This window comes from Arthrobacter sp. SPT-J7, from assembly GCF_059089965.1.
The window spans coordinates 1-5,570 of record NZ_JBNHFF010000210.1 but is presented as its reverse complement, the minus strand read 5'-3'; the positions used below and the strand labels follow the sequence as shown (position 1 = coordinate 5,570).

General features: G+C 62.5%; 6 protein-coding genes and 1 pseudogene. 5 read left to right on the top strand and 2 right to left on the bottom strand.

What is annotated here, in order from left to right; genetic code table 11:
• Positions 1-188 (bottom strand): annotated as a pseudogene (locus AC5RWX_RS29520) (hypothetical protein); the annotation flags it as partial.
• A gap of 62 nt (positions 189-250) precedes the next feature.
• Here AC5RWX_RS29520 and AC5RWX_RS29515 point away from each other — a divergent pair.
• Positions 251-730, top strand: coding sequence for an Lrp/AsnC family transcriptional regulator (locus AC5RWX_RS29515; protein ID WP_494099781.1), 480 nt, complete (start codon positions 251-253; stop codon positions 728-730).
• 107 nt (positions 731-837) lie between these two features.
• On the opposite strand, the gene AC5RWX_RS29510 is transcribed toward AC5RWX_RS29515, so the two are convergent.
• Positions 838-1,752 carry an AraC family transcriptional regulator gene (locus AC5RWX_RS29510; RefSeq protein WP_494099780.1) on the bottom strand — a complete coding sequence of 305 codons (915 nt, stop codon included), beginning with the start codon at positions 1,750-1,752 and terminating at the stop codon, positions 838-840.
• Positions 1,753-2,015: 263 nt separating this feature from the next.
• Here AC5RWX_RS29510 and AC5RWX_RS29505 point away from each other — a divergent pair, with 263 nt between their 5' ends.
• The 4 genes from AC5RWX_RS29505 to AC5RWX_RS29490 all read left to right on the top strand — a co-directional run.
• Complete coding sequence (locus AC5RWX_RS29505; protein WP_494099779.1) at positions 2,016-3,368, top strand: ABC transporter substrate-binding protein; 1,353 nt, start codon at positions 2,016-2,018, stop codon at positions 3,366-3,368.
• A 20-nt stretch (positions 3,369-3,388) separates the two neighbouring features.
• Positions 3,389-4,357 carry a carbohydrate ABC transporter permease gene (locus tag AC5RWX_RS29500; RefSeq protein ID WP_494099778.1) on the top strand — a complete coding sequence of 323 codons (969 nt, stop codon included), beginning with the start codon at positions 3,389-3,391 and terminating at the stop codon, positions 4,355-4,357.
• Entirely contained in the window at positions 4,354-5,277 is a 924-nt protein-coding gene (locus AC5RWX_RS29495; RefSeq protein ID WP_494099777.1) for a carbohydrate ABC transporter permease, read from the top strand. Before AC5RWX_RS29500 ends, AC5RWX_RS29495 begins: the two co-directional genes overlap by 4 nt.
• A gap of 56 nt (positions 5,278-5,333) precedes the next feature.
• The coding region (locus tag AC5RWX_RS29490; RefSeq protein WP_494099776.1) for an alcohol dehydrogenase catalytic domain-containing protein at positions 5,334-5,570 on the top strand (237 nt) is incomplete at its 3' end.

Here is a 5,570-nt window from a genome sequence, read left to right as displayed (position 1 = left end):
AAGACGGGACCCCACCACCAATCCAACGGCGACTGTGCCACCACAACACCAAACGCCAGACCCATGGGCAGCGCCCCCAGTACGGCGGGAAGGGAAGCCCGGACTGCCAGACGCACGTCCCCAACGGCAGCAGGACTACGGCTAATGCCGACCGCGGGCAGCACTGGCTGCGCCATGTTTTCGTTCATAAAGCAATAGTAGGAAAATCGATACAACATATGGTTGCTGGATAGCGCCCTAGAATGAGTAGATGAGCAATCATCGTGCACTAGATGGTGTGGACCGGGAAATAATCGCGCAGTTGTCCAAGGACGGGCGTTTGACGAACCTCGAATTGGCGCGCCGCGTTGGCCTTACACCTGCTCCCTGTTTGCGCAGGGTTCAGCGGCTTGAAGAAGACGGTGTCATTACCGGATACAAGGCTGTGATCGACCCCGTCGCGGCCGGCAGGGGATTCTGTGTGATCATGTCGGTGGAAATCACCATGACCAACCGGCAGACGGTCGAGGAATTCGAAACGGCAGTTGCAGCGTTGGATGAGGTGACCGAAGTGCGGCGCGTGTATGGAGTCCCTGATTACATCGTGCGGGTCGACGTCGCGGACGGCAACGAGTACGAACGGTTCCAAACCCAGAAAATGACAAAGCTTCCCGGTATCCACCGCATCATCTCGCATCCCATGATGAAACTCATCAAAAGTATGGACCCAGCACCAGGTGGAAACCTTTAATAGTCCCTTGGCCGAAACGGCAGCCGGACATCGCCTCCGGTGCTTCGCTGCCAGGTGCTTGATGAAAGGACTATCGGCCCAGGAATGCAGGCTTTGGGCCGGAATTGTCAGTTCTGGACGCGCTGCCGGAACTGCCGGGGCGTTTCCCCGGCGTCGTTGAGGAAATGCCGGTTGAAGTTAGAGAGGTTGGTGAAGCCGACTTCGTAGCAGATATCAGAGATTGGTTTGTCGCTGCGTTCCAGCAGCCGCCGGGCGTGGGCGAGGCGCAGCTTCCGGACCAGGTCGCTGAAGTTTTGGCCGGTGGCGCGTTTGAAGTACTTGGAGAAAGCAGCTTCCTGCATTCCTACCATCGCTGCCGCTTCGGACATTCTGACGTTGCCTGCATGGTTGCTGAACACGTACTCCAGAATGATGTCCACCACGGCTGCGGCGCGCCCATCAAGCTGCGGCCGAAACCATTCCTCCGCCAAGTAGCGGCGGTCTTCTAACGGTGCGCGGGTGAGGACCCGAAGCAGGGAGAAAAGGTGCTGGAGCCGCTCCAACCCCATGGTGGTGCCCATGGCTTCAATAGCTGTTGCGGCCTCTCTGGCCGACCGGCCCAAAAATTCGATGCCCCGTGCCGACTCTTCTAGTAGCGGTTTCACTTCCGCCATTTCCGGCACCAGGGCCGCTGCCTGCTCAACCCAGTTTCCCTCGAACTGGATGACGGCGTCCCGGTTTTCCAGTACTTCGCCTGGCTCGAGGTCGCTGACCCAGTCGTGGGGCAGTCCTGACCCAACCAAGGCGACGTGGCCGGCTTCGAAGGTGCCGATGTGGTCGCCGACGATGAACTTCCCGGTGCCCTTACGGATGAGGTGTATCTCGTATTCGGGGTGGTAGTTCCATCGAGCCAGCGGGCTGGGGTAGCTGTGCTGGTGCCACCGGACAGAGTGGTTGGGGTCAGGCGGGATGACTTCACGGTTTGCACGCATTCCCAGCAGTCGTTCGGCCAGTCTCGCCGTGGCTCCATCCGTGACGGTCATCGTGGCTCCCTCGGTCGTCTTGGCGCAGGGCAGCACCCTGCCAATCTTCCAAGGGTAGCGCTGCATCAGTCCCTAAAGTGGCAAATTTGTATCAGAACTTGGCAACCAGGACGCTAGTTGTGACTTTGATCGCCCCCTAATGTTGAAGAACATCAGCGAGGTATATCGGGATTTCCGGTCATAGCCCTCGCCCGGTCCGGTACCCCGACACAGCAGTCGGGGCGCGGTGACTGTGCACCCTTGAAAGAACAAAGGAGTCCTTTATGCGCCCGAAAATGCGTGCTGCGACCCTGGCCGCCGGCGCTTTGTGTGTCGCGCTGAGTGCCTCGGCCTGTGCAGGCGCCGGCGGAGGCAATTCCGCCGGTGACCCGAACAGCATCAGTGTCCTGATGGTGAACAACCCCCAGATGGAGGACCTGCAGCGGCTTACCGCGGAAAACTTCACCAAGGAAACCGGGATCAGGGTCAATTACACGATCCTGCCGGAGAACGATGTCCGGGCGAAGATCAGCCAGGAGTTCTCCAGCCAGGCCGGCCAGTACGACGTCGCCTCCCTCTCCAACTACGAAATCCCGTTCTACTCAGCCAACGGCTGGCTCGCACCCCTGGACGATGTGGCTAAAGATCCCGAGTTTGACCAGGACGACATCCTACCGGCCTATACGGCGTCCCTGACCGGCGAGGACGGCAAGCTGTACGGTGAACCGTTTTATGGCGAGTCCTCCTTCCTGATGTACCGCAAGGACATCCTGGAGGCCAAGGGCCTGACCATGCCGGCGAAGCCAACCTGGGACGAGGTCGCTGACATAGCGGCGAAGGTAGACGGTGCGGAACCGGGCATGAAGGGTATCTGCCTCCGCGGGCAGCCGGGTTGGGGTCAGGTCTTCGCACCCCTGACCACCGTGGTGAACACTTTCGGCGGTACCTGGTTCGATAAGGACTGGAACGCCCAGGTCAACAGCCCTGAGTTCACCGAAGCGGTTGAGTTTTACGTGAAGCTGGTCCGCGAGCATGGTGAGGCAGGGGCTGCGCAGGCCGGGTTTACCGAGTGCTTGAACAACATGAGCCAGGGCAACGTGGCCATGTGGTACGACGCAACGTCCGCCGCCGGTGCTCTGGAAGCCGAAGTTTCCCCGGTGAAGGGGAAGATCGGTTACGCCCAGGCGCCGGTGAAGGAAACAGCGTCTTCCGGCTGGTTGTGGACCTGGTCCTGGGCCATGCAGGCCGCCTCCAAAAAGCAGGACGCTGCCGAGAAGTTCATCGCCTGGGCCAGCTCGAAGGACTACGAGGAACTCGTTGCTTCCGAGCTTGGCTGGGCGAAGGTCCCGTCCGGCAAGCGCATCTCCACCTACGAGAACGCCGAGTTCCAGAAGGCGGCCCCGTTCTTCGAGGCCGAGCGCTTCGCCATCGAGAACGCCGACCCGAAGAACCCCGGCGCGCAGGAACGCCCCGCCGTCGGCATCCAGTTTGTGGGCATCCCTGAATTCGCCGCCCTGGGAACGAATGTCTCCCAAGGTATCAGCTCCGCCATCGCCGGCCAAGGGTCTGTGGCTGACGCGCTGGCCAAAGGCCAGGAAGCCGCCCAAAAGGTCGGCGACAAATACAAGCAGCCCTAATCGAACCGCAGGAGAACATCATGACTACCGCAACGGCGCGCATCGCCCGCCCGGGACGCAATGCAGCCACACCTTCACGGGACGCCAGGTCGCGCGAACGCGCCATGGCCTGGGCACGGCGTGCACCGCTGCTCCCGGCCCTTGTTTTCCTCATCCTGGTCACCCAGCTCCCGTTCGTGGTGACCCTGATCATCTCGTTTATGAACTGGAACAGCCTCAGCCCGGACAAGACCGCCTTCGCCGGCCTGGAGAACTACGCCACCGTCCTGACCGACCCTGACCTGCGCCAGGCAATCTTCACGACCATCCTCCTGACCGTCTCCGTGGTGCTGATCAGCCTGCTGATCGGCCTGGGGCTGGCCCTGCTGCTGGACAAGAAGTTCGTCGGCCGCGGCCTGGCCCGGACCCTGCTGATCGCTCCGTTCCTGGTGGTGCCCGTGGCAGCGGCCCTGATCTGGAAGCACGCCCTGCTCAACCCCACGTACGGGCTGATCAACGGTGTCCTGACCTGGGTGTGGTCCCTGTTCGGCAGCGCCGCGGCACCGCAGCTGGACCTGCTCTCGCAGGCACCGATGATGGCTGTGATCCTTTCCCTGGTGTGGCAGTGGACGCCGTTCATGATGCTCATCCTGCTGGCAGGCCTGCAGTCCCGCCCCATGGACACCGTGGAAGCTGCCCAGATGGACGGCGCCACCCCGTGGGCGATCTTCCGGCACCTGACCCTGCCGCACCTGCGCCAGTACCTGGAGCTGGGCGGGCTGCTCGGAGCGATCTACATCGTGCAGAACTTCGACGCCGTCTTCACCCTCACCGCAGGCGGACTGGGCACGGCCAACCTGCCCTACGCCATCTACCAGACGTTCTACTTCGCCAACGAATACGGCTTGGCATCCGCCGCCGGCGTCGTGGTGGTCATCGGCACCATCATCGTGGCGACCTTCGCCCTCCGCACCGTCTTTTCACTCTTCAAGAAGGAGGCAGCACGATGAGCACCCTCACCCCCGCTGCACCGCAGAACACACCTCCCGGCCCCACCGCGCTGAACACCGGCCGCACTCCACGCCGCCGCGGCAAGGCCCGCATGGACCCCACCCGCAACAACACCGCCGCCGGCATTGCCGCCTGGCTGCTCGCACTGCTCTTCGCCGTCCCGGTCCTGTGGATGATCCTTACGTCGTTCCACTCCGAGACTGACGCGGCAACGAACCCGCCGTCGATCGCCGCGGGCCTGACTCTGGACGCGTACCGCGAGTTCTTCGGCGAAACCTCCGGCGTCAGCCCCTGGCCGTCGCTGATCAACTCCGCCACCGCATCGATCCTGTCCACGGTCCTGGTGCTGCTCCTGGCCTTCCCGGCAGCGTACGCGCTGTCCATCCGGCCGGTAAAGAAGTGGACCGACGTGATGTTCTTCTTCCTCTCCACCAAAATGATGCCCGTCGTGGCAGCCATCCTGCCGCTGTACCTCTTCGCCCGGACAGTCGGGGCCCTGGACAACATCTGGTTCCTGATCCTGATGTACACGTCAATGAACCTGCCCATCGCGGTCTGGATGATGCGGTCCTTCCTCGCTGAAGTGCCGGAAGAAATGCTCGAGGCCGCACAGATCGACGGTGCCAACCTCCTGCTCATCCTCCGCAAAATCATCGCCCCCGTAGCCATGCCCGGCATCGCCGCCACAGCTTTGATCTGCTTCATCTTCAGCTGGAACGAACTGCTCCTCGCCCGCGTCCTCACCGGCGTCGTGGCAGGCACCGCCCCGGTGTTCCTCACCGGCTTCGTCTCCGGCCAGGGCCTGTTCCTCGCCCAAGTCTGCGCCGCCGCCGTCGTGATCTCCCTCCCGGTGCTGTTTGCAGGCTTCGCCGCCCAGGACAAACTCGTCCAGGGCCTCTCCCTCGGCGCCGTGAAATAACAGGCCGTGAAATAGCCCGCCGGTTCCTCACCACACTATTTCCAAGGATTACCTCGATGACAACAACAACCACCCAGTCACCTGCCACCGGTTCCGAATTGCCCGCCACGATGCGCGTCAACATCCTCAAGAGCCAGGGCGACATGGCCATGGAGACCCTGCCCCTCCCGCAGCTCGACGCCGACCAGGTCCTCGTGCAGGTCGCGGCCGTCGGCGTCTGCGGCAGCGACGTCCACTACTACGAGCACGGCCGGATTGGCCCCTACGTCGTGGACCACCCGCTGATCCTGGGC